The sequence below is a fragment of the Actinacidiphila epipremni genome (assembly GCF_012034175.1).
GTDB classification, from domain to species: Bacteria; Actinomycetota; Actinomycetes; order Streptomycetales; family Streptomycetaceae; genus Actinacidiphila; species Actinacidiphila epipremni.
Genome location: NZ_JAATEJ010000001.1, coordinates 375,185 through 396,072, shown reverse-complemented (window position 1 = coordinate 396,072; position 20,888 = coordinate 375,185). Strand labels below are relative to the sequence as shown.

Sequence of the window (20,888 nt, the reverse complement as noted above, 5' to 3'; positions counted from 1 at the left end):
CCTGCTCATAGGTGGACCAAGGACTTGAGGCTGGAGAATTTGCGGTCGCCGATGCCGGGCACTTGGCGCAGTTGCTGAAGGGTCGTGAAGCCGCCGTGTTCGGTCCGGTAGTCGATGATGTGCTGGGCCAGCACGGGGCCCACTCCGGGGAGGGCGTCCAGTTGGGGCGCCGTCGCGGAGTTGAGGCTCAGGGGTGTGGCGCCCGCGCCGGTGCCGGTGCCGGTGCCGATTCCGGCGGAGCCGGAGGTGGCGGTGTCGGCGGGCGGTGGCTGGCCCACCAGGAGTTGCTCGCCGTCCGTGAGGGGTCGGGCGAGGTTGAGGGAGGTCGTGTCGGCGCCCGGGAGGGATCCGCCGGCGGCGGCCAAGGCGTCGGCGACGCGGGAGCCGGGCGGAAGCTTGCGTAGGCCCGGGTGGGCCACCTTGCCGGCGATGTCGATGGTCAGGCTGGGCCGCGGGGCGGAGGAGTGGGCCGGGGCGAGGCTCGGGAGGGCTGCGGGGACGGCGACGGTGTGCGGCCGGCCCGCGACGTAATGCCGTACGGCGAGACCGGTTGCCGCCACGAGCACGACGGTGAGCGCCACGACGGTCCGCAGCTCCAGCCCGCATCGCAGCATCAGCCACGTGCGCGCTGCGGCCAGCCGCCCCACGGCGGCGGGTTGAACGGCGAGGTCGCCTGCCCCCGCGGAGGCCGAATCGGCGGACTCCGCCGCGGAGGGCGGATAACGCTTGGGGCCACCGGATGGGTTGAGGGCCCGCACCGGCACGGAGTCGACCGCCGACGTCAGCAATTCCCGCGCCGGATAGGTGCCGAGGCCGGGCAGTGCAGCCTCGGAGGTCAGCGCGGCGGAACCGGCCAGCGCAGCCTGCGCGTGAGCCGCGGGCCTGGCGAAGCCAGCGGAACCGCCCGGTGAGCTCGGCGCCGCCTCCGCGGCGGAACGGCCCGGCGTTTCGACCGGCACGGCAACCGACCCCTCCGGCAGCGGGAACACCCCGGGCCGGCGCGGTGGCCTCAGGGACGGCGCGGCCCCGGCGACAACCGCGAGCCCGTCCGGCGGAGTGGTCTGCGAACCGGGCAACACCGCCGGCGGTGGCACGGGCGGCGAGACAACCGCGCCCGTCGCCATCACCCGCGGTTCGGACGTCACACCCGGCAGCGGCGTCTCCGGACCACCCTCCCGTACCGGTCCCGGCCCCGAACGCACCTGCTCGTCCGGGCACGGGAACACCGCCGGCCGACGAGGTGACCTCGGAGGCGACACGGGCTCAGGGGCGACCGCGAGCCCGCGCGGCGGCAACTCCTGCGCCCCGGCCGCAGGGCCGGGCAACACCGCCGGCGGTGGCACGGGCTGCGAGGCATCCGCGCTCGGCGCCATCACCCGCGGTTCGGACCTCACACCCAACAACGGCAACGGCGACCCCGGACCCTCCCGTACCGGCTCAGGCGCCGAACGCACCTGCTCGTCCGGGCACGGGAACACCGCCAGCCGACGAGGTGACCCCAGGTACGGCGCCAACTCGGGGACGTTCGCGAGGCCGTGCGACGGCGTCGCCTGCGCACCGGCCGCGGGGCCGGGCAACCGCACCGGCGGTGGTGCGGGCGGCGGGGCAACCGTGCTCGGCTGCATCACCTGCGACGGGGCCTCAGGCAGCCGGGCGACCGTGAGGGTTGGCGATGGTGGGGACGGGCGCTCGTGCGGCGGTTCGGGGGTCGGGGGTACGGGCTGGTCCGGGCATGGGAACACCGCGGGGCGGCGTGGTGGGGGTGTGGTCCGGGCGCGGAGGGAGGGGTGGTGCGGTGGCCAGGAGGTCGAGCTGCGGGAGGGGCCGGGCTTCCGCTCGGGCGGGGCGGAGACCGCGAGGCCGCCATGGAGGACGCGGAGGAAGGGGGACGCCGGGGGCGGCACGGGGGCATGCGGTGCGCCCGAGAGGGCAGGGGGCGCCGGGGGCGGGGCAGGGGCATGTGATGCATCCGGGAGGGCGCAAGGGACCGGGGGCGCCGGGGCAGGGGTATGTGGTGCGTCCGGGGGTGGGGCCGGTGGGCGGGGCTTTTCGTGCAGGGGGGTGAAGGTGAGGTGCGGGAAGAGGGCAGCCGCGCGCTCGCGGGTCAGTGCGGCACGAGGGCGGGGGAACCTGGGCTCGGAAGGCGTCGATGCGTTCATACCGATCATCGTGGACCGCGCGGCGTCCACCGCGATGATCTTGGTCCGCAACCTGTGGATAACTTTCGCTCAGGTGGTCCTGACCAGGGGGAATCACCGCGTGCGGCGCCGGGGCGCCGACCCTGGCGGACCTGCCTCCGGACGCTGGCAACCCTCGGGCCGGGTCCCCAAACCGGCGTCGGGACCTCACCGGCGGGCCAAGCGGTCGGCCATGCCGGGCGGCACGCGAAAGGTGGGCCAGGCGCCATCCCTGGCGATGGGCCGCCAGACGGGCCGGGCAGCCGGCCAGACCAGGCGCAGGACTGGCATCGGGCCAGGCCAGGCAACGGGCGGGAGCCACTTCGGGCGCCAGGCCATGCAGCGCGCCGGCGCCACCCCGGGCGGCGGGCCAGCCAGGCACGCCAAGAGCAAGCCGGGCCAGGCGGAGGGCCGGGCAGCGCACCAGGCCAGGCAGCAGGTCGGGGCAGCGCGGCGGGCGGCAGGCGGGCCGGGCGGCGCGGTAGGCCGGGCGGCGCGGTGGGTCGGAGGAGGTCAGTGGGGGGAGAGCACGACGCCGAGCAGGCCTGGGCCCGCGTGGGCACCGATGACCGCGCCGACCTCGCTCACGACGAGGTCCGTGAGGCCCGGGACGCGGTCGCGGAGGCGGTCCGCGAGGGTGGTCGCGCGGTCCGCCGCGGCGAGGTGGTGGACCGCCAGGTCCACCGCGCGAGTGCCGGCGCGTTCGACGACGACCTCCTCCAGGCGGGTGATCGCCTTCGAGGCAGTGCGTACCTTCTCCAGGAGCTCGATGCGGCCGTCGGCGAGGCGGAGGAGGGGCTTGACGGCGAGGGCGGAGCCGAAGAGGGCCTGGGCGGCACCGATACGGCCGCCGCGGCGCAGATAGTCGAGCGTGTCGACGTAGAAGTACGCGGAGGTGTCCGCCGCGCGCTTCTCCGCCGCGACGACCACCTCGTCGGCCGTACCGCCGGCCTCGGCGGTCTGCGCTGCCGCGAGCACGGTGAAGCCGAGGGCCATCGCGACCATGCCGGTGTCCACGACCCGCACCGGGACGGACGCGTCCTTCGCCGCGATGAGCGCGGCGTCGTACGTGCCGGAGAAGTCGGCGGACAGGTGGAGGGAGACGATCGCGGACGCCCCGGACGCGGCTGCCGCCTCGTAGGCGGCGGAGAATTCGGGCGGGGCCGGGCGGGAGGTGGTCACCGGGCGGCGGCGCTGGAGCGCTCGGGCGACCGCGGGGGCGGAGATCTCGGTGCCTTCTTCCAGAGCCTCGTCGCCGATCACCACCGTGAGGGGAACGACGGTGATCTTGTGGCGGATCAGGGCCTCACGACCGAGGTAGGCCGTGGAGTCCGTGACGATGGCGACGTGCGGGGGCATGTCGGGAGGTTACCGGGGTGTGGGCGGCAGGCGACAGCTTGGCCCGTACGAGGCGCTCCGCGCCGGGTTCGCCCGGACCCTTCGCGCCGGACCCTTCGCCCGGACCCAGACGCGGCACCCCTCCTCCGGCCCGCGCACAAACCGCCGGCCCCGCGCCCAGGGGCCCGGACACAAACGCGGTGCCCCTCCCCGGGGCCGGGCACGAACCCGCCGGGCGCCACTTCCAGGGTCCGGGCACCCGCCGGCACCCCTCCCAGGCGCCCAGGCACGAGCCCGCCCGCCGCGCGGAGGCACCGGCCGCGCGCCCGCGCCCCGCCCCCGCGCCGCCAGCCCCTACTCCCCCGGAGCCGACAGCTTCGGTGGGTCCGTCGGCGTCCAGTGGCGCAGGGCGGCGGACTCGATGGCGATCTGGTCGGTCAGGGACGCCAGGTCGTCCGTCGCGCAGTGGTGGGCGCGGTCCTGGGCCGCCCAGCGGAGGGAGTCCGCGGAGTGGGTGATGTGGCGGACGCGGGTGGTGAGGTCGGGGAGGCGGGCGGCGACGTGGGATTTGTCGGGCTCGCGTTCGAGGAGCTTGAGGTCGCCGTCGAGGGCGCGGGCGTGGTCGTTGAGGCGGGCGAGGAGGGCGCCGGCCTCGGCGAGGGAGGGGTCGTCGGCGCGGCGGGCTTCGAGGGCGGCGAAGGTGCTGTCGATGGCCGCGCGCAGGTCCAGGCGCAGTTGGGCGACCTCGCCGCCGACGCCGGGCGTGGTGTAGCGGCGGGCCTTGAGCTGGGCGTCCTCGACGGCCCTGCGGGCCTGCGTGGTGCCGCGCACCACCCCGCGCTTGACCGCGCGCACGGTCCGTACCGCCACGACGCCGGCCAGCGTCAGGAAGGCCAGGACGAGCAGGAGCACGATGATGCCGACGGTCTCCACGGGCGGCTCCCACTCCGGACGGTCCACCCGGTCGTACGGCCGGGTACGTGCGCTGCCACCTCCACCGTAACGGCAAGGGGCAGGCCCGCGGGACCCGATGGACCCCCGGACCTGCCCCGGACCTGCCCCTAGGGGGCCGCCCGCTCACACCACGATGTTGACCAGCTTCGGCGCCCGCACGATCACCTTGCGCACCGCCGCCCCGCCCAGCGCCGTGACGACGGCGGGGTCGGCCAGGGCCAGTGCCTCCAGGTCGGCGTCGGCGATGGCCGGCGGGACCTCCAGGCGGGCCTTGACCTTGCCCTTGACCTGGACGACGCACGTCACCGCCGGGTCCTGCGCCAGCTCCGGGTCGGCGACGGGGAAGTCGGCGTGGGCCACGGACGTCGGGTGGCCCAGCCGGGACCACAGCTCCTCGGCGATGTGCGGGGCCAGCGGCGCGATCAGCAGCACCAGCTGCTCGGCCACGGCCCGCGGCACCGGGGCGCCGGACTTGGTCAGGTGGTTGTTCAGCTCGGTGATCTTGGCGATCGCGGTGTTGAAGCGCAGGTCGGCCAGGTCGCCGCGGACGCCGTCGATGGCCTTGTGCAGGGCGCGCAGCGTCTGCTCGTCGGGCTCGGCGTCGGAGACGGTGACCTCGCCGGTCGTCTCGTCGACGACGTTGCGCCACAGCCGCTGCAGCAGCCGGTACTGCCCGACGACCGCACGGGTGTCCCACGGCCGGGAGACGTCCAGCGGGCCCATCGCCATCTCGTACAGCCGCAGCGTGTCGGCGCCGTACTCCGCGCAGATCTCGTCCGGCGTGACGGCGTTCTTCAGCGACTTGCCCATCTTGCCCAGCAGCCGGCTGACCTTCTCGCCCTGGTAGTGGTACGTGCCCGCGCCGTCCTCGGTGACCTCGGCCGCGGGGACGGCGATGCCGCGCGCGTCGCGGTAGACGTACGCCTGGATCATGCCCTGGTTGTACAGCTTGTGGAACGGCTCGAAGGACGAGATGTGGCCCAGGTCGTACAGCACCTTGTGCCAGAAGCGGGCGTACAGCAGGTGCAGGACGGCGTGCTCGGCGCCGCCGACGTACAGGTCCACGCCGCCGGCCGGCTGCCCCTCGCGCGGGCCCATCCAGTACGACTCGACGGCCGGGTCGACCAGGGCCTGGCTGTTGAACGGGTCCAGGTAGCGCAGCTCGTACCAGCAGGAGCCGGCCCAGTTGGGCATGGTGTTGGTCTCGCGGCGGTACGTGCGCGGGCCGTCGCCCAGGTCCAGCTCGACGGTGACCCAGTCCGCGTTGCGCGACAGCGGGGTCTCCGGGGAGGTGTCGGCGTCGTCGGGGTCGAAGGTGCGCGGGCTGTAGTCGTCGACCTCGGGCAGTTCGACGGGCAGCATCGAATCGGGCAGGGCGTGCGGGACGCCGTCCTCGTCGTAGACGATCGGGAAGGGCTCGCCCCAGTACCGCTGGCGGCTGAACAGCCAGTCGCGCAGACGGTAGTTGACGGTGCCGTGGCCGATGTCGCGCTCGGTCAGCCAGGCGGTGATCGCGGTCTTGGCCTCGGTGACGCCCAGGCCGTTCAGCGAGACGGTGTCGTTGGCGGAGTTGACGATCTCCGCGTCGTAGGAGGCGAAGGCGTCGTCCCAGGTGGCGGGGTCCTCGCCGCGGCCGTCGGTGGGCCGCACGACGCAGCGCATGGGCAGCTCGAAGGCGCGGGCGAAGGCGAAGTCGCGGCTGTCGTGCGCGGGGACGGCCATGATCGCGCCGGTGCCGTAGCCCATCAGGACGTAGTCGGCGATGAAGACGGGGACGGGCTCGCCGGTGACCGGGTTGACGGCGTACGCGCCGGTGAAGACGCCGGTCTTGTCCTTGGCCTCGGCCTGCCGCTCGACGTCGGACTTCGAGGCGGCCTGCTTGCGGTAGGCGGCGACGGCCGCGGCGGGCGTGGCGTGGCCGCCGGTCCACACCTCCGGGATGCCGGCCGGCCAGCCGGCCGGGACGATGGCGTCGACCAGGTCGTGCTCGGGCGCCAGCACCATGTACGTGGCGCCGAACAGGGTGTCCTGGCGGGTGGTGAAGACGGTGACGGCGTGCTCGCCGGGGGCGCCGTCGACGGTGTGGACGGGGAAGTCGACCCGGGCGCCCTCGCTGCGGCCGATCCAGTTGCGCTGCTGCAGCTTGATCGCCTCGGGCCAGTCCAGCGCGTCCAGGTCGGCCAGCAGCCGGTCGGCGTAGGCGGTGATGCGCATCATCCACTGGCGCAGGTTGGCCTTGAAGACCGGGTAGTTGCCGCGCTCGGAGCGGCCCTCGGCAGTGACCTCCTCGTTGGCCAGCACCGTGCCCAGGCCCGGGCACCAGTTGACCGGCGACTCGGCGGCGTAGGCCAGCCGGTGGGTGCCCAGCACGTCGGACTGCTCGGCGGGGGTCAGCTCGGCCCAGGGGCGGCCGTCGGGGGTGGCGCGGGTGCCGTCGGCGAACTGGGCGACCAGGTCGGCGATGGGGCGGGCGCGGTCGGCGGCCTTGTCGTACCAGGAGTCGTAGATCTGCAGGAAGATCCACTGCGTCCAGCGGTAGTAGTCGGGGTCGATGGTCGCGAAGGAGCGGCGCTTGTCGTGGCCCAGGCCCAGCCGGCGCAGCTGGGCGCGCATGGTGACGATGTTGGCCTCGGTGGACACCCGCGGGTGGGTGCCGGTCTGGACGGCGTACTGCTCGGCGGGCAGGCCGAAGGCGTCGAAGCCCAGGGTGTGCAGGACGTTGTGGCCGGTCATGCGCTGGTAGCGGGCGTAGACGTCGGTGGCGATGTAGCCCAGCGGGTGGCCGACGTGCAGTCCCGCGCCCGAGGGGTACGGGAACATGTCCATGATGAACTTCTTGGGCCGTGCGGCCAGGTCCGGGTCGGCGTCCAGGTCACCGCTGGGGTTGGGCGCGGCGAAGGTGCCGTGGGTGTCCCAGAAGTCCTGCCAGCGGCCCTCGATCTCGGCGGCCAGCTGGGCGGTGTAGCGGTGCGGCGCAGCCGTCTCGGCGGCCGGGGTGGTCTCGCTCATCGTTTCGGTACTCCATCGATGTCATGACGGCTGCTACGGCCATCTGCTGCCTCGGGTGCGTGCTCGCGGGGCAAACAAAAAAGCCCCTCGCGCAGGAGGGGTGCCGCACTGACGTGGTTCGTGGTCAGCGCGGCTCGCTAAGCAGGAGGCGCACGGCTCGTCGCATGGCATCAGATTACCGCAGCGGCCACCGGCCGTGGTACGTGCCCGGTACGTGGTACGGCCGCCGGGCGGCGGGCGGCGGACGTGGTACGGCCCCGCACCTTCGCGAAGGTGCGGGGCCGTACGGTGTGCCGCTGTTACTTCTTGCGGCTACTTCTTGTGCTTGGGCGGCAGCGACGAGGTGACGTACCCCTTCGCGGGCGTGCCCACGCCGGTGACGTCGTCGTAGCCGACCGTGGCGTGCAGCGACGCGTCGGCGCCGAGCGTCCGCAGCGACACGATCGTGCCGTCGGAGTCGTCCAGCGAGTTCGCGTAGTCCACCCGGACCACCGCGAGGCCCTGGCCCTGGCCGAGCGGGTGGTCGGTCACGTCGTGGTAGACCGGCGTGCCGTACTTGGAGTAGATCAGCGGGTTGGCGAAGCCGATGGCGATGCCGTGCCGCGCCTGCTCGGCGAGCGCCTGGACGCCGGCGATGACCGGGGCGGCCAGCGACGTGCCGCCGATGCGGTACGTGCTGTACTTCAGCGACCCGTCGGGGTACGACTGGGTCTGCCCGACCAGGAAGCCGGTGTTCGGGTCGGCGACCGCGGAGATGTCGGGCTCGACGCGCTGCTTGACGCCGCCGCCGTTGGCGAGGGCCAGCGAGTCCGGGACCACGCCGCGCTGGTAGTACGGCTGGTCGTAGAGCTTGCTGGTGCCGCCGCCGGCGCCCGAGGTGTACGGGCCGGGGAAGCCGGTCCAGCTCTTGCCGTCGGCCGACAGCGGGGCGCGCAGGGTGCCCCAGCCGGTCTCGAACAGGTACTTGTCGTTCTTGCCGACCGCGAGCGAGGTGCCGCCCACGGAGGTGGCCCACGGGGAGTTGCCGGGGGTGTCGGCCTGCTTCACACCGGTCGAGGCGACGTTGTCGCCCGAGTCGCCGGAGGAGAAGTAGAAGCCGATGCCCTCGACCGCGCCCTGCTGGAAGACCTGGTCGTAGGCCGCCGCGATGTCGGGCGTCTCGTTGGCCTCGACGTCGCCCCAGGAGTTGGAGACGATGTCGGCGAGGTGGTTGTCGACGACCTTGTTGAGCGCGTCGAGCAGGTCGTCGTCGAAGCAGGAGGCACCGCCGACGTAGACGATGTCGGCGTCCGGCGCGACCGCGTGCACGGCCTCGACGTCGAGCGTCTCCTCGCCGTACCAGCCGCCGGCGTCGCAGTCCTCGGTGCTGTTGTAGTCGCTCGGCAGCACCTGGCTGAGCTGGCCCTTCTTGTACTTCTGGCCGCCGGTGTCCTTGGCGTAGCGCGCCGCGTCCTGGGCGATGTACGGCGAGGCGTACGCGTCGGTGATCGCGACAGTGACGCCCTTGCCGGTGTACTTGCCGGCGCCGTACGCGGCCCGCAGCTGGTCGCCGGTGTAGCCCTGGATCGCGTAGGGCGCCTTGCTGCCGTACGCGCTCGGGTACTTCGAGGCGGTCTTGGAGCCGTAGTACGTGGAGAACGGCCCGGCGTTCTTGAAGACCTCGCCGGGGGGCGGCAGCTCGTCGTCGTGGGTGGACTTCTTCGGAGCGGTGTCCAGGCCCGTGACGGTGAGCACCGCGCCCTTGAGGGACGCGGGCGCGGAGGCGGTGCCGGTGGGCGCGCGGTAGACGTGGCCCGACTTGGTGTAGTTGTGCAGCTGGGTGCCGAACGCCTTCTCGGCGGCGGCCACGTCACCGGTGACGGTGAGGTAGTGCTGGTTGCTGCCGGTGACCTTCAGGCCGGCCGACTTCAGCCACGCGGTGACCGCGGCCACCTGCTCCTTGGTCGCGCCGTAGGCCTTCTGCGCCTGCGCCGCCGTCAGGTAGTGGCCGTAGTCGGCGGAGTTCGGGTCCGACACGGACTTCGCGTAGGCGGCGAGGCCCTTGGCGTCCTTGCCCGCGAGGTAGACCCGGACGGTCACCTTGGCGGAGTCGGCCGTGGCACCCTTGTCCGCCTGGGCGGTGGCCCACTGCGGCTTGGTGCCGGTCAGGAGTTGACGTCCCGAGGCCTGGTCGGCCGACGCGGACTGGGTCGAAAGCGCGAGCGCGCTGGCGACCAGCGGCAGCGCGGCGGCGGCCACCAGTCCCACACGCGTTCTTTTGCGCTCAAATCTCATGTAACCCCCATGCGAAGCGAGTTGTCGCGTTGTCGCGTTTGGTCGCACTCTGCGGTGTCGCCGCTATGCGTACACGCCGCACCGCAAAGCGCCACTCTGTCGCTGATCAGTTCATGCCAGGGCCACGATTTCGCCAAGAGCAGGTCAAGGAAACGTCCCTGCGGGAACCGGACCTGACCCTGTGCCGTCAGATCGAGTTCGTATCAAGCCGTTGTCCGCGGGGCGCTGACCAGCCGTCATGCCAGGTCACCCAGCGAGCTGACGGGCCGTCCGTCCGGTTGCCTGGCGGGAAACCGCCGTAGTCCCTGTTCCTCGGCCGTACGCACAGGGGCCCTCCGGTTCCGTTTCGGTAACGACCCCTAGACCTACTACGCCCCGCCCCGCGAAGCACGCACCCCACCCGCCCCGGTCCCACGCCCGGCGGTACGACAATCCCCCGACCCGCGCCCGCCGCGCGGGGGGGTGCGGGTGGCGGAGCCCTGCTCAGGCGAGGCGCAGCCGGGCAAAAAGGAGAGGGCGAGATGTGTCCGCGCTTTCTGCGGACACATCTCGCCCTCTCGCCCGTGGAGCTACGGGGAATTGAACCCCGGACCTCTTGCATGCCATGCAAGCGCTCTACCAACTGAGCTACAGCCCCTCGCGGCCGGCCGGGCTGCCCCGGCGACCTGGGGTTACTTTACACGGTGGGTGGGCGGCGGGAGCAAATCCGTTTCCGCGCCGCAGGCACCCGCGGGGCCGCGGGGATGTTCATGAAGTGTCAACAATTGGACGGTGGTCCGCGGGTTACGGTGGTGCGGCCGATGAGGACTCCAGGGGTGAGGGAGCGCTGTGACCACTGCTTTCGACCCGATCGACCTGGGCGGCAGGCGGCTGCCCAACCGGATCGTGATGGCCCCGATGACCCGCAGCCGGGCGTACGGCCCGGGGCTCAGCCCGACCGCGAGCACCGCGGCGTATTACGCGCAGCGCGCCTCCGCCGGGCTGATCGTCACCGAGGGCACGCAGCCGTCGGTGGGCGGCCAGGGGTATCCGGACACGCCGGGGCTGCACAGCGCCGAGCAGGTCGCCGGATGGCGGCGGGTGACCGACGCGGTGCACGAGGCCGGCGGGCGGATCGTCGCCCAGCTCATGCACACCGGGCGGATCGGCCACCGCTCGCTGCTGCCCGAGGGACTGCGCACGGTGAGCGCGTCGGCCGTCACGCCCCAGGGCACCATCTACACCGCCGCGGGCCCGCAGGAGTTCGAGGAGCCGGCCGAGCTGGACGAGGACGGCATCGCGCGGGTCCTGGACGAGCACGCCGCCGCCGCGCGCAACGCGGTCGCCGCCGGCTTCGACGGGGTCGAGGTGCACGCCGCCAACGGCTATCTCGCCCACCAGTTCCTCGCGCCCAACTCCAACGTCCGCACCGACGCCTGGGGCGGCACCCCCGAGCGGCGGGCGCGGTTCGCCGCGGAGCTGGTCCGGGCGGTCGCCGACGCGATCGGGCCGGAGCGCACGGGCCTGCGCATCTCGCCGGGCAACCGGCTCGGCGACATCGACGAGCCCGACCCGGAGCCGGCCTACACCGCGCTGCTGCGGGCGCTGGAGCCGATCGGCCCCGGCTACCTGCACCTGGTCGAGAGCTGCGAGCGGACCCTGACGCTGGAGCTGCGCAAGCGCTTCCCCGGTGTGCTGATCCTCAACCCGCGCTCGGCGGGCGGCGGCCACGCGGGCCCCGGCGAGCTGGCCCTGGTCGAGGACGGCACCGCCGACATGGTCGCGTACGGCACGCTCTTCCTGGCCAACCCGGACCTGCCGGCGCGGCTGCGCGCGGGCGGCCCCTTCAACGACGCGGACCGGGCGACGTACTACGGCGGCGGCGACCGCGGCTACACCGACTACCCGCCGCTCGGCGCCTGAGCCCGCCCGGCCCGGCCCCCGTGACCGGCCGCCGGGCACCGCACGCGTACGCCGCGCCGGGCGCTCCCCCGTGGGACGCGCCCGGCGCGGACGGCCGGTCAGCCCGCGGTACGGGCGGTACGGCGGCGGGGCCGGGTGAGGGCCACCGCGGCGCCCGCCACGCACACCGCGGTCATCGCCACGGACGTCACGCCGTACGCGCGCGCCGAGGCGTGCGCGCCGGCGCCGGTCAGCCGGTTGAGGTAGAGCGTGCCGATGGTCGCGACGCCGACGAGCTGGGCCAGCTGCGTGACGGTGGCCAGCAGGCCGCTCGCGTCCGGCGCGTCCTGCGGGGCGATCGTGGACAGCGCGAGGGTCAGGGTGGGGCTGAAGCCCAGCCCGAGGCCCAGGCCCAGCGTCGCCAGGCACACGTAGAGCGCCGCCCCGCCGTCCCCGCCGCCGTGCAGCGCCAGGCCCAGGCCCGCGAACGACACCGCGGCGACGACGAGGCCCGCGCCGGCCAGCCACGGCCGCCACGTCAGCGGCAGCCGGCTCCAGTTCAGGCCGATGCCGCCGAAGGTGACCGCGGCCACCGCGAAGGTCAGGCCGGTGCGCAGCGCGCTGAAGCCGAGCCCGGACTGCAGGTGCAGGGCGACGGCGAACAGGAAGCCCGCGTTGGAGCCCATCGTCGCCGTGATGACCAGCGCCGCCCGCAGCGTGCCCGGCGCCCGCAGCACCCGTACCGACACCAGCGGCGCACCGCCGCGCCGGGCGAGCCGCGACTCCAGCACCGCGAACCCCGCGAACAGCAGCGCGCTCAGGCCCAGGCACACCCAGCACCACACCGGCCAGCCCTCCTCCTGCCCCAGCACCAGCGGCACGGTGAACAGCGTCACGGCGGCGGCCAGCACGACCAGGCCGGGCAGGTCCAGGCCGCGCTGGGAGCCGCGGTCGCGCGGGGCGTCGGCCGGGAGGATGCGCGGCGCGACGATCAGCATCGCCACCCCGATCGGCACGTTGACCAGGAACACCGGCCGCCAGCCGGTGCCGAACAGGTCGGCGCTGACCAGCACCCCGCCGAGGGTCTGGCCGAGCGCGGCGCCCGAGGACAGCACCGCCGCGTACACGCTCATCGCCCGGGTCCTGGCCTCGCCGCGGAAGTTGAGCTGGATGAGGGTCAGCACCTGCGGGATCATCAGCGCGGAGCCGGCGCCCTGCACGAAGCGGAAGCCGATCAGCTCCCCGGTGTTCTGCGCCAGGCCGCACGCGAGCGAGGCGGCGGTGAACAGCGCGAGCCCGGCGAGGAAGAGCCGCCGGTTGCCGAGCAGGCCGCCGAGCCGGGCGCCGGTGATCAGCAGCACGGAGTAGCTGATGCTGTAGCCGGCGATGACCAGTTGCAGCTGCGCGCCCGAGGCGTGCAGGTCGGCGCGCATGGTGGGCGCGGCGACGTTGACGATGAAGACGTCGAGGAGGGCCATGAACTGGCCCATCAGGATGGTGCCGAGCAGCAGCCCGGGCGGCGGCCCGGCCCGGCCCGCCTGCCCCGCCCCGTCGCTCGTGGCGGTACGGGCCGGGTTCGTCGTGGAGCTGTGCGCGGTGCTGCCGGGGGCGGTGCGTACGGCGCCGGTCGCGGGCGCGCCGTTCGGTGCGGGATGTGTCATACGCCGACCCTCACGCCGCCGCGGTACCGGTAACGAGAGCCCCGTGATCCTGGTACTGCCAGCACCTGGCAGGCGCCGCCCGCGCCGGGGACGATGACGGTATGCCCCAGTCACCGGCAGTGCCCCGTACCCCCGCCGCCGACCCGGACGCCGGCCGGCCCGCCGCCGGGCGCACGGGCGCCGCGCGGCGCACCGAGCTGGCCGCCTTCCTGCGCAGCCGCCGGGCCAGGGTGACGCCCGAGGACGTCGGCATGCCGCCGGGCCTGCGCCGCCGCACGCCGGGGCTGCGCCGCGAGGAGGTCGCGCAGCTCGCCGGTGTCGGGGTGACCTGGTACACCTGGCTGGAGCAGGGGCGGCCGATCAACGCCAGCGTGCAGGTGCTGGACGCGGTGGCGCGGGTGCTGCTGCTGGACGCCACCGAGCGCGAGCATCTGTACCGGCTGGCCGGCATCCCCTTCGTGCGCGAGCCGGAGGCCGACACCGACACCGTGGGCGAGGAGACGCAAGGCATCCTGGACGCCCTGGATCCGCTGCCCGCCGCGATCTACAACGCCCGCTACGACGTACGCGCCACCAACGCGACGTACCGCGCGATGTGGCCGATGACGTCGATCGTGGAGCGCTGGGAGCGCAATGTGCTCTACAAGCTCTTCACCGTGCCCGCGTGCTGCCAGACCTTCGTCAACAGCGCGGACGAGCTGCCGTGGATGGTCGCGCAGGTGCGCAGGAGCTACGGGCGGCATGTGGGCGAGCCGGCGTGGGAGTCCTTCATCCAACTGATGGTCGAGTCCAGCGCGACCTTCGCGCAGCTGTGGGCGAGCGGTGACGTGGCCGCGCCCGGCAAGCGGATCAAGACCTTCCAGCACCAGGCGGTGGGCGTGGTGACGCTGTCGTCGATGTCGCTGAGCATCGACGGGATGGCCGAGCACCGCTACGTCGTCTACACGCCGGTGAGCGAGGAGGACCGGCGCCGTATCGAGACGCTGCGGAGCTTCACCGACCCGGTGGTGGGCTGCTCCGAGCACGGCCGCAAGCTGTCCGTCATCCTCGCCGACCGCGAGGGGGGCGACGCCTCGCGGAAAAGCAAAGAGCGAGACCCGTCCGCGTCTTCCGCGGACATGCCTCGCTCTCTCACGCGTGGAGCTACGGGGAATTGAACCCCGGACCTCTTGCATGCCATGCAAGCGCTCTACCAACTGAGCTACAGCCCCGTGCGCCAGGTGCGCCCTGACGACGTGAGAAGCATAGCCGCTCGGTGGACCGGAAACGAAATCGCGCCCCCGGCCCAGCCCCCGGCCCAGCCCACGGCCCCATAGCCGCGCCCACACCCCCGCCCGGCCCGCGGCGGCGCTACGTGTCGTCGCCCAGGACCGGCTCGGGCAGAGTCCCCGCGTTGTGCTCGGTCAGGCGCCAGCCGCGGGCGCCCTCGCCGAGGACGGACCAGCAGCAGTTGGACAGCCCGCCCAGCGACTCCCACGTCGTGGGCTCCAGGCCCAGCAGGCGGCCGATGGTGGTGCGGATCGTGCCGCCGTGGCTGACCACGACGAGCACCCCGCCGTCCGCGAGGTCGTCCGCCGCGGCCAGCACGACCGGGGCGGCCCGGTCGGCGACCTCGGTCTCCAGCTCGCCGCCGCCCCGGCGCACCGGCTCGCCACGCTTCCACGCCGCATACTGCTCGCCGTACGCCGCCAGGATCTCGTCGTGCGTCAGGCCCTGCCAGTGGCCGGCGTACGTCTCCTGGAGGGCCTTGTGGTGCGTGACAGGCAGGCCGGTGAGCGCCGACAGCTCCGCGGCGGTCGCGGCGGCCCGGCGCAGGTCCGAGGAGATGATCGCGTCGGGCCGGAGGGCGGCGAGCAGCCGGGCGGCCCGGCGGGCCTGGGCCACACCGGTCCCGGTCAGGCCGATGTCGGTGTTGCCCTGGAAGCGGCGCTCCAGGTTCCACTCGGTCTGGCCGTGCCGCCACAGCACGATCCTGCGGCCCCGGCCGCTGCCGTCCGCACTCAGCTCTGCGCTCCGTTCTCCCGCGCGGCCTCCTCGGCCGCCGCCTGCTCGCGGCCCTTGCCGCGGGTCGCGACCGCGTCCTCGGGCAGCGGCACCTCGGGGCAGTCCTTCCACAGCCGCTCCAGCGCGTAGAAGACCCGCTCCTCCGCGTGCTGGACATGCACCACGATGTCGACGTAGTCGAGCAGCACCCAGCGGCCCTCCCGCTCGCCCTCCCGGCGGACCGGCTTGACGTCGAGCTCCTTGAGCAGCTTCTCCTCGATCGCGTCGACGATCGCCCGGACCTGCCGGTCGTTGGGCGCCGAGGCCACCAGGAAGGTGTCGGTGATCGACAGCACGTCGCTGACGTCGTAGGCGATGATGTCGTGCGCGAGCTTGTCGGCGGCGGCCTGGGCGGCGGCGCGGGTGAGCTCGATGGAGCGGTCGGTCGCGGTCACGGATACGGCTTTCGGTCGGGGGCTGAACTGCTTCCAGGGTCTCACGACCCTCCGACAGCCCCCGACCGTTTGTCGATCACCGGTGTCCCGTTCAGTCCGACTGCGGCTTGTAGTCCTTGCCGAGAGTGACGGCGATGTCCGCGTTCGCGGGGACGGTGCCCTTGGCGACCGCGGTCGGCGGCAGCCCGAGGGTCGCGGCGACGTCCTTGGCCGCTTCCAGCCGCGCCGGGTCGGCGTAGAGGACCTGCGAGGTGCCCTTGGTCGCGCTCGCCTTGGGGCCGGCGACATAGGTGTACGTGCCGCCGTTGACGATCGCGGCCTGCGCGAGCTGGGCGGAGTCCTTGCCGCCGCTGGCGTCGCTGATCAGCACCCGCGCCTGCGTGGTGCCCTCGGACTGCTTGACGGTGCCGCCGAGCAGGTTCTTGACGGTGTCGGTCGACTGCGCGCTGAGCGTGCCGTCCTTCTGCACGTCCAGCATCGAGGTGTCGTACGCGCCGGTCTTGGCGAGGTCGGCCAGCTGCGCCAGCGACGCGCCGAGCTGGGCGTCGGTGAGCGACGGGTCGAGGATCTGGCCGAGCGACTGCACGGTCTTGGTGGCGCCGTCCGCGTCGCTCGGCATCTTCTCCAGCACCGCCTGGAGGACCTGCCCGAAGCGGGCGAGCTGCTTGGTCTGCGGTTCGCCGGCGGCGCGGTAGGTGGCGTAGGCGACGGCTGCCTGGCCGGTCAGCTCCTGCTTCTTGCCCTGCTGGACGAGGGTGCGTCCGCTGTCCTTGCCGGTGCCCTTCACGGTGGCGTCGGTGTCGACGTAGATGTCGCCGAGGGCGTCGACCAGCAGCTCCAGGTAGGGCGTGTCCAGTCGCCAGCTGCCCTTGATGTCGGCGCCGAGCAGGGTGTTGAGGGCGTCGCGGGTCGGGCCTATGCCGTCGTCGACGGACTTGTCGAGGGTGACGGCGGTGCCGTCGTCGCCGGTCAGCGACAGCGTGTTGGGCAGCAGGACGGTGGTGCCGCGGCCCTTGGTGCTGTTGTCGACGAGTACGGCGGTGTCGCTGGGGCCGCCGTCCACGGGGAGCATGTGCACGACGATCGCGTCGCGCTTCTGCGGGCCGCCGGCCGCGGCCTGCGCGGCCTTGTCCTTGTGCAGGCCCGGCAGCTTGCCCGCCTGCCACAGGTAGCCGGCGCTGCCGATCAGGGCGAGGACCAGCACGACGACCACGCCCACCTTTCGGTTGCGCCCGCGCCGCCGGGCCTCCTCGCGGCGTTCGGTGCGCGACTCGGAGAACTTCAGCCAGTCGATCACCTCCTCGCTCTGCTCGGACTCCTCGTCGACGAAGGCGAACATCTCCGTCTGGTAGCCGCCCCGGCCGCCGGGCCCGCCGCCCCCCTGCCGCCCGGCCCCGTCCCCGGCGGGCTCGGGGGCGCCGCCTTGGGCGGGCATCTGCCCGGTCTCGTACACCGCGTGCTGCCCGGTGTCGTACACGGGCTGCTGACCGGTGTCGTAGACCGGTTGCTGGCCGGTCTCGTAGACCTGGTGCTGGCCCGTGTCGTAGACGGGCTGCTGGCCCGTCTCGTAGATCTGCTGCCGGCCCGTGTCGTAGACGGCGTGCTGCCCGGTGTCGTAGACGGGCTGCTGGCCGGTGTCGTACGCGGGCTGCTGACCGGTGTCGTAGCCCTGGCCGTAACCGGCGGGGTAGCCGCCCGGCGGGTAGCCCTGCGGTTGCCGGGGCTGCGGCTGCGGCGGCTGCTCGTAGTACGGCTGCTGGGGCTGCTGCGGGACCCAGCCCTGCTGCTGGCCGCCGTAGGTCTGGTACGGGTCCTGGTACGCCTGCTGCTGCGGGACCTGGGGGGGCTGCTGCCGGGGGCGGCCGTACTCGTCGTAACCGTAGGGCTGCTGCTGGTAGTAGGGGTCCTGCCGGTGAGGGTCCCTCTCGTCGTCGGGTCCGCCCTCGGCATATTGCCAGCGGGGGTTTGCGTCGTTCACGAGGAACCCCTTCACCTGCTGTGTCTCGCGGCGCGTGCTACCCGGTAGCGTCCCGGTACAGCCGCCGCTTGTCGATGTAGCGCACCACACCGTCCGGAACCAAGTACCAGACCGGGTCGCCCTTGGCCACCCTCGCCCGGCAGTCCGTCGAGGAGATCGCCAGAGCCGGGACCTCCACGAGCGAGACTCCGCCCTCGGGGAAGCCCGGGTCCGACAGCGTATGCCCTGGACGTGTGACCCCGATGAAATGTGCGAGCGAGAACAGCTCCTCGGCATGCCGCCAGGAGAAGATCTGCGCCAGGGCGTCGGCGCCGGTGATGAAGAAAAGGTCCGCGTCCGGGTGCTCGGCCCGCAGGTCACGCAGGGTGTCGATGGTGTACGTGGTGCCGCCGCGGTCGATGTCGCTGCGGCTGACCGAGAACGTCGGGTTGGAGGCGGTGGCGATCACCGTCATCAGATACCGGTCCTCGGCCGGCGACACATGGCGCTCGCTCTTCTGCCACGGCTGCCCGGTGGGCACGAAGACGACCTCGTCGAGGTGGAAAAGGCTCGCCACCTCGCTCGCGGCCACCAGGTGCCCGTGGTGGATGGGGTCGAAGGTGCCGCCCATCACACCGATACGGCGTTTGGCATCGGACATGGCGCGGGTCAGTCCCGGTTGAAGCGGGTGACCAGCCACAGCAGGATCAGCAGGGCACCGAGCGCGCCGAAGCCGGTCAGGTACGGGCTCAGGCTCGGGTGGTTCCCGCCGTGGTCCTCGGCGAGGGTGGTCAGGGTGGAGGCTGCGACGGGCGACATATCAGCGGGACCCTTTGCGAAGTCGGGGACGGGCGGCAAGACTCTGGGCACATGGTACGGGCGTGCCCGTGGGAACTTCGCGCAGGCTCCGCGCGTCCAGCTTTATGTACCGGTGGGCTACCAGGGGGTTGGGCCAGTATGTCCGAGTCGCACGATCCGCGGGACGACCGCGTCAGCACCGAGAAGCTGCCGGGCCGCACCCGCAGGCGGTTCCCTGACATCTCGTCACGGGCCTACGAGCACCCCGCCGACCGGTCGGCGCTGGTGGCGCTGCGCAAGCTCAGCGGGTTCGACACCGTCTTCAAGTCGCTGAGCGGGCTGCTGCCCGAGCGCAGCCTGCGGCTGCTGTTCCTGTCGGACTCCGTGCGGGTCAGCGACGAGCAGTTCGCGCACCTCAACGCGATGCTGCGGGACGCCTGCTACATCCTGGACCTGGAGAAGGTCCCGTCGATGTACGTGACGATGGACCCGCAGCCCAACGCGATGTGCATCGGCATGGACGCGCCGATCATCGTGGTGACCACCGGCCTGGTCGAGCTGCTGGACGAGGAGGAGATGCGGGCGGTCATCGGCCACGAGGTGGGCCACGCGCTGTCCGGGCACTCCGTCTACCGCACGATACTGCTGTTCCTGACCAACCTGGCGCTGCGCGTGGCGTGGATCCCGCTGGGGAATCTGGCGGTGCTGGCCATCATCACCGCGCTGCGCGAGTGGTTCCGCAAGTCGGAGCTGTCGGCCGACCGGGCGGGGCTGCTGGTGGGCCAGGACGTGCAGGCGTCGATGCGCGGGCTGATGAAGATCGCCGGCGGCAACCACCTGCACGAGATGAACGTGGACGCGTTCCTGAAGCAGGCCGACGAGTACGAGGCGGCCGGCGACCTGCGCGACTCGGTCCTGAAGATCCTCAACGTGCTGCCGCGCAGCCACCCCTTCACCACCGTGCGGGCCGCCGAGCTGCGCCGCTGGGCGGCCTCGCGGGACTTCCAGCGGCTGATGGACGGCCACTACCCCAAGCGCACCGCCGACAAGGACGCGTCGGTCTCGGACGCCTTCCGCGACACCGCGAACCACTACTCGGAGTCGATGAAGCGCAGCAAGGACCCGCTGATGGGCCTGATACGGGACATCACCAACGGGGCGGGCGACGTCGGCGGGCGGCTCAGGGACCGCTTCACAGGCTCCGGCTCGGCTCAGGCCACCGCGGAGCGACCGCCGGGGACGCAAGACCCGGAGTCGACGTCGGATCAGGACGAGGACCGGCCTGAGGCGCCGCAGCCGTAGCGGGGTCGGCGAGCGGGGCGCACACGGCGCCGGGTGGGCGGTCGTGGTCGTAGGGGTCGGCGGGGCTGACCCCGCCGGGCGCGCTCCGGCCGGCCAGTATCGGCAGGAAAGAGCTCTGCACCTGCGCGCCGCAGGCCAGCGGGCCCGCCGTCACGTCGGCCTGGACGACCTCGACGTGGCCCTGGCGCAGCTGGTCGTGGTCGTAGTGGAAGGTCAGCCTGCGCCGCACGGTGAACAGCGAGACCGGCCCGTCCGGATCGGCGGCGGCGCGGACGGCGTAGACGTAGGTGTGGTCGGCGACGATCTGCAGCAGGCCGCCGGCGGACTCGGCGGCGGCGAAGCTGCCCTGGACGCGGATGTCGTCGCCGACCAGGCTCACCCCCGAGCGGCGGTCGGTGTCGAAGCGCACCAGCCAGCCGGTGACCTCGTGCACGCCGTCGGCGGCCGGGGCGCTCAGGCTGTCCGCGAAGAGGTCGGCCTGGCGCGGTTCGAGCAGGTCCTGGACGAGCCGGATGTCGCCGCCGGTGACGGTCTGCTTCCTCAAGCCAGTGTCGCCGAGGAACTGCTGGGCGGTCTCGTAGCCGGCCATCACCTCGTCGGCGGTGTAGCCGCCGACGCCGTGCACGTCCGCGGGGAGGGCAAGGCCGTCGACGCCGCGGCCGAAGCCGGCGGCCTGGGTGCCGGCGAAGGGGTCGGCCGGGGAGACCGCCCGTACGGTCCCGGTGGGCACCAGCGGGACGACGGAGACGCGCAGCGGTTCGCCGCTGCCGCCGTCGTGGGCGGTGTAGGGGTGGCGTACGCCCATGTAGATGGCGAAGCCGAAGGCCAGCACGATCAGCAGGATCAGCGCCGCGGCCTGCCGGGCGAGGCCGCCGGGCAGCGCGTGCCGGACCCGGACCGGGCGGGCCGCGTCGTCCTGCCGCTCACGGGCGGAGAACTCCTGGATCCGGGCAGCCCTCACAAACGATTCGTCGAAGACGACGGATCGGAATTCGTCCTCACCGCCTCCTGAGGCGCCCTCGGGCGTGCCCTCAGGAGGGTCTCCAGGCCCGCTCATACCACAAGGTTAAGTCCGCCGAGGCGGGAATAAACGCCCCCG

General features: G+C 73.0%; 15 protein-coding genes and 2 tRNA genes. 3 read left to right on the top strand and 14 right to left on the bottom strand.

The annotated features are described in order from the left end of the window. Positions 1-5: 5 nt before the first annotated feature. From HCN08_RS01565 to HCN08_RS01540, 6 genes are all read right to left on the bottom strand, one after another. A complete protein-coding gene (locus HCN08_RS01565; RefSeq protein ID WP_322974168.1) occupies positions 6-959 on the bottom strand; it encodes a ComEA family DNA-binding protein in 954 nt (317 codons plus the stop codon). Positions 960-2,690: 1,731 nt separating this feature from the next. Continuing rightward, on the bottom strand, positions 2,691-3,536 hold the full coding sequence (locus HCN08_RS01560; RefSeq protein WP_167980961.1) for a DegV family protein: 846 nt from the start codon (positions 3,534-3,536) through the stop codon (positions 2,691-2,693). 333 nt (positions 3,537-3,869) lie between these two features. Then, positions 3,870-4,448 carry a hypothetical protein gene (locus tag HCN08_RS01555; protein WP_167980960.1) on the bottom strand — a complete coding sequence of 193 codons (579 nt, stop codon included), beginning with the start codon at positions 4,446-4,448 and terminating at the stop codon, positions 3,870-3,872. 144 nt (positions 4,449-4,592) lie between these two features. Then, entirely contained in the window at positions 4,593-7,478 is a 2,886-nt protein-coding gene (gene leuS, locus HCN08_RS01550; RefSeq protein ID WP_167980959.1) for a leucine--tRNA ligase, read from the bottom strand. 312 nt (positions 7,479-7,790) lie between these two features. Continuing rightward, entirely contained in the window at positions 7,791-9,752 is a 1,962-nt protein-coding gene (locus HCN08_RS01545) for a S53 family peptidase (RefSeq protein ID WP_167980958.1), read from the bottom strand. Positions 9,753-10,316: 564 nt separating this feature from the next. Beyond that, positions 10,317-10,389, bottom strand: a tRNA-Ala gene (locus tag HCN08_RS01540). Positions 10,390-10,580: 191 nt separating this feature from the next. Between HCN08_RS01540 and HCN08_RS01535 the strand changes: the two genes are divergently transcribed. Beyond that, positions 10,581-11,654, top strand: a complete 1,074-nt coding sequence (locus HCN08_RS01535; RefSeq protein WP_167980957.1) for an alkene reductase — start codon at positions 10,581-10,583, stop codon at positions 11,652-11,654. A gap of 98 nt (positions 11,655-11,752) precedes the next feature. Here the strand turns inward: HCN08_RS01535 and HCN08_RS01530 are convergent, their stop codons facing one another. Further along, a complete protein-coding gene (locus HCN08_RS01530) occupies positions 11,753-13,294 on the bottom strand; it encodes an MFS transporter (protein ID WP_206318184.1) in 1,542 nt (513 codons plus the stop codon). A 101-nt stretch (positions 13,295-13,395) separates the two neighbouring features. On the opposite strand from HCN08_RS01530, the gene HCN08_RS01525 reads away from it, so the two are divergent. After that, complete coding sequence (locus HCN08_RS01525) at positions 13,396-14,451, top strand: helix-turn-helix transcriptional regulator (RefSeq protein ID WP_167980956.1); 1,056 nt, start codon at positions 13,396-13,398, stop codon at positions 14,449-14,451. Here HCN08_RS01525 and HCN08_RS01520 read toward each other — a convergent pair. From HCN08_RS01520 to HCN08_RS01495, 6 genes are all read right to left on the bottom strand, one after another. Continuing rightward, positions 14,433-14,505, bottom strand: a tRNA-Ala gene (locus HCN08_RS01520). The two genes, HCN08_RS01525 and HCN08_RS01520, sit on opposite strands and share 19 nt — an antisense overlap. Positions 14,506-14,644: 139 nt before the next feature. After that, positions 14,645-15,298 carry a histidine phosphatase family protein gene (locus tag HCN08_RS01515; protein WP_240969705.1) on the bottom strand — a complete coding sequence of 218 codons (654 nt, stop codon included), beginning with the start codon at positions 15,296-15,298 and terminating at the stop codon, positions 14,645-14,647. Further along, positions 15,295-15,732 (bottom strand): ribosome silencing factor, encoded by a 438-nt coding sequence (gene rsfS, locus HCN08_RS01510; protein WP_167980954.1) that lies wholly within the window; start codon positions 15,730-15,732, stop codon positions 15,295-15,297. The genes HCN08_RS01515 and rsfS overlap by 4 nt, the downstream gene beginning before the upstream one ends. A gap of 91 nt (positions 15,733-15,823) precedes the next feature. Further along, complete coding sequence (locus HCN08_RS01505) at positions 15,824-17,710, bottom strand: LCP family protein (protein WP_167980953.1); 1,887 nt, start codon at positions 17,708-17,710, stop codon at positions 15,824-15,826. A 37-nt stretch (positions 17,711-17,747) separates the two neighbouring features. Further along, on the bottom strand, positions 17,748-18,350 hold the full coding sequence (nadD, locus tag HCN08_RS01500; protein ID WP_167980952.1) for a nicotinate-nucleotide adenylyltransferase: 603 nt from the start codon (positions 18,348-18,350) through the stop codon (positions 17,748-17,750). Between the two features lie 8 nt (positions 18,351-18,358). After that, entirely contained in the window at positions 18,359-18,508 is a 150-nt protein-coding gene (locus tag HCN08_RS01495; protein ID WP_167980951.1) for a hypothetical protein, read from the bottom strand. Positions 18,509-18,646: 138 nt separating this feature from the next. Here HCN08_RS01495 and HCN08_RS01490 point away from each other — a divergent pair, with 138 nt between their 5' ends. After that, on the top strand, positions 18,647-19,789 hold the full coding sequence (locus HCN08_RS01490) for a M48 family metallopeptidase (RefSeq protein WP_167980950.1): 1,143 nt from the start codon (positions 18,647-18,649) through the stop codon (positions 19,787-19,789). Here the strand turns inward: HCN08_RS01490 and HCN08_RS01485 are convergent. Next, positions 19,680-20,846, bottom strand: coding sequence for an SCO2583 family membrane protein (locus HCN08_RS01485; RefSeq protein WP_167980949.1), 1,167 nt, complete (start codon positions 20,844-20,846; stop codon positions 19,680-19,682). The genes HCN08_RS01490 and HCN08_RS01485 overlap by 110 nt on opposite strands. Between the last annotated feature and the right edge of the window lie 42 nt (positions 20,847-20,888).